The 3,078-nt window shown below is 65.6% G+C and carries 3 protein-coding genes; 2 read left to right on the forward strand and 1 reads right to left on the reverse strand.

What is annotated here, in order from left to right; translation table 11 throughout:
- Positions 1 to 77: 77 nt before the first annotated feature.
- Positions 78 to 635: a DinB family protein gene (locus Aple_RS51645; RefSeq protein ID WP_218038961.1), complete on the reverse strand. Its 558-nt coding sequence runs from the start codon at positions 633 to 635 to the stop codon at positions 78 to 80.
- A gap of 1,591 nt (positions 636 to 2,226) precedes the next feature.
- On the opposite strand from Aple_RS51645, the gene Aple_RS54090 reads away from it, so the two are divergent.
- Both Aple_RS54090 and Aple_RS51655 read left to right on the forward strand, forming a co-directional pair.
- Positions 2,227 to 2,529 carry a hypothetical protein gene (locus Aple_RS54090; RefSeq protein ID WP_218038962.1) on the forward strand — a complete coding sequence of 101 codons (303 nt, stop codon included), beginning with the start codon at positions 2,227 to 2,229 and terminating at the stop codon, positions 2,527 to 2,529.
- On the forward strand, positions 2,505 to 3,078 hold a 574-nt coding region (locus Aple_RS51655; protein WP_155352159.1), incomplete at its 3' end, for a DUF222 domain-containing protein. The genes Aple_RS54090 and Aple_RS51655, both read left to right, overlap by 25 nt.

Consider the following 3,078-nt stretch of genomic DNA (forward strand, 5'->3'; position numbering starts at 1 on the left):
TTGGACCACCTTCATATGCCGGACTCCTGCGCTTTTCGTTGTACCTCAACGGATCCGGCGCGCCCTACCCGTGATCATTACTGGCCTATGCGTCCGTCGATCCGCTCGCGCAACAGGTCGACGTGACCCATGTGGCGGGCATACTCCCAGATCATTCCGACCAGCACCTCGCGCAGCGACATCAGCCCTCCACCGCTGCCATGCTGATTCAAGGAATCGTTGCCGGTGATGTCGAGACTGGACGCCTCGGCCACAAACCGCTCGGCGAAGTCCACCTCCGCACGCCATGCGTCCCATGCCTCCGCCACCACCTGGGGATCGGGAACCGCACCATCGAAATCCCCGTCACGGTCGGTGTCGGAGCAGAACAGCCGGGGCACATCCTGTCCCGCCATCAGCACCCGGAACGTCGCACGCTCCACCTCGGCCAGGTGCCGCACCATCCCCAGAAGCGACATCGTCGACGGCTCAACGGAACGCCGCGCCATAGCTTCCGCATCAAGACCTGAGCATTTCATCTCCAATGTGAGGCGTGCACAGCGCAGGTTTTCGATCAGCGTGGTGCGCTCATCGCCCAGCGTTGGTCCGTTCTCACGCGGGTCGTCGTCAGACGGCTTACCGTCCGCGGTGAACATGTCAGCTCGTCGTGTTGTAGCCATGGCCGCAATCATCGGCGACGCGCATGGCGACCGACAAGCGATTAAATACCCTGCACTCATGGCCAACGGGGTTCAGGCACGCCCTGCTCATGATCACCCATGGTAACCACTATCTAGCGTGGAAATGCTCAGTCCGTCGTGTTATTGTGCCTGCGCAGATAATTCACGACGCCTCAATCGAGACGTAGGCGATCTTTGGCCGGATCCGGGAAGTGCTGTCATCCAAAGATTCGCACCTATGTTTATCTCTACGCGAATAATAAGGGATCGCCCGTAGTGCTGAATTGCTCTTATCGTACCTCCGCTAAGCAGCTTATTTCAGGGCAATTCTTGACGGCTTGCTCCGGCTGCTCGTTCGGGCGGAAAATCAAGGGTTCGTTCGGGCGGAAAGCCAAGGGCTCGTTCGGCGAGTAACTTAATTGATAAGCCTATCGCGCGCTATTATATTCCGACGTCTATTCATAAGTCCGCTTGAGGTTCAACTTTCGCTCTTTCCTTGATCGTCTAATCCTGGTTGGAGAGGGCGGCGCTGTCTGGCTCGAGATTTCCCAAAGAGGTTTGACCTGGGCGCTCCGGACATGCGGGGTGTGGGTGTTGATCTCACCGACTCGTAGTGGACGCCCCTCACGCGCGCTGCTCCGCGTGGATCTCCGCTCCTGCGATAGGGATGGCCCTGACATGCACGAAGACAAGACGCACTCTACTAACAATTAGCACATAAGTGACTACACAGAGTTGTCAATCGAACGTGCGAGCGATATCCTGGCCACGGGTTGGCGTCCGGCGCGGCGGCGGGTCAGCCGGTCGATCCACGACAGGAGGTGTTCCGGGATGATGACCTCGGGTGCGGTACTGCTGACCGACCACCCTGCCGCCACCCCTTCCCCCGCCGACCCCGCCACCTCCTCTCCGCCTCAAGAGTCCCGCGTTCCAGCCGGCCTTGACGGTCGCGACCCCGCCGCACCTTCCCTCAATGCCCGCCCAGACGGCGTGCCGGTCCTCCGCCCAGAAACACCGCGCTCACTGCGTTCACCCCGGCAACGTGCCCGGGCACCCGAAACCGGCCGCATTCCCGTCGATTCCCATGGCGCGATCCTTCTGGATCCTTCCCGAGTTCGAGTTCCCGAGGCAGCCTCCAGCAGGGACTCCGGCATCTCGCATTCCGGCATAGCACACCCCGCGACGGCACACCCCGCGACGGCACACCCCGCCACGGCGTGCTCCGGCACCGCCCAGGCCACCGCTCACCGGCCGTCCCCTGGAACCGGGCAGAGGTCGCAGGGGTCCTCCGGCAGCGTGCACGAGACCGACCAGCGCGCTCAACAAGCCGGTCACGGCGCCCGGGAGTCCGATCACGCGGAACCGAAGGCTGATCACGCTGCCCGGGATGCCGGTTGGGATGCTTGGGAGGCTGATCGCGGTGCCCGGGGTCCAGGTCGGGGTGCTTGGGAAGCCGATCGCGGTGCCCGGGGCGCTGGTCGGAATGCCTGCGAGGCGGATCACGCTGTCGGGGAGGCCGGTCACGCTGCCCGGAAGGCTGATTGGGGTGCCTGGGGGGAGTATCGGGGTGCCGAGGAGATTGGGCGGGGCACCGGTCGTGGGCGGGGGACTGATCAGGCTGCAGGGGGTGCTGCGGGGTTCGGGGATCACCCTGACCATCCCGATCATCCCGATCGCTCTGGCCGCTCCGATCGCTCTGGCCGCTCCGATCGCTCTGGCCGCTCCGATCGCTCTAACCGCTCTGATCGCTCTAACCGCTCTGATCGTTCTGGCCGCTCCGATCGTTCTGATCATCCTGGCCGCTCCGATCACCCTGACCCGGGTTTGGCCGGGGCGGCGATACGGGTGTGGCTGCACCAGATCGAGGTGATCGCCGCCGACGGGTCGCGGGTGCCCTCCGACGTGGAGTCGGCGATGGCCGAGATCGTGGCCCTGGCGCGGGCGATCGATCGGGCCGAAGCCGCGATCGCGGTCCGGCTGGCCGTGGCCGACGCCGGCAAAGGCCAGCAACTGTTCGGGCGGCGTTCGCTCGGGGCGTGGCTGGCCGCGGCCACCGGCTCACGGGCCGCCCGGGCGGGGGAACGCCTCACCCTGGCCCGCCAGTTGTCCCGGCTGCCCGACCTGGCCGCGCAACTCGCCGAGGGCAGTCTGCCGTTCGGGGCCGCAGCCGCGGTCGCCTCAGCGGTGCGGCACCTGGATGACGCCGATACCCGGCTGGCCGAACCCATCCTGCTCGGTTTGGCCACCGACCCGGCCGCCACCGTGGAAGACCTCGCCCACGCCGGTCGGGTGATCCTGGAGACCGTCGACCCCGGCGGCCGGCTGGCCCGCGCCGCCGCCCTCACCGAACGCCAGCACCTGAGCATCGCCTCCACCTTGAACGGGATGGGCCGCGTCACCGGCCTGCTCGACCCCGAAC

This window comes from Acrocarpospora pleiomorpha, from assembly GCF_009687885.1.
Lineage (GTDB): Bacteria > Actinomycetota > Actinomycetes > Streptosporangiales > Streptosporangiaceae > Acrocarpospora > Acrocarpospora pleiomorpha.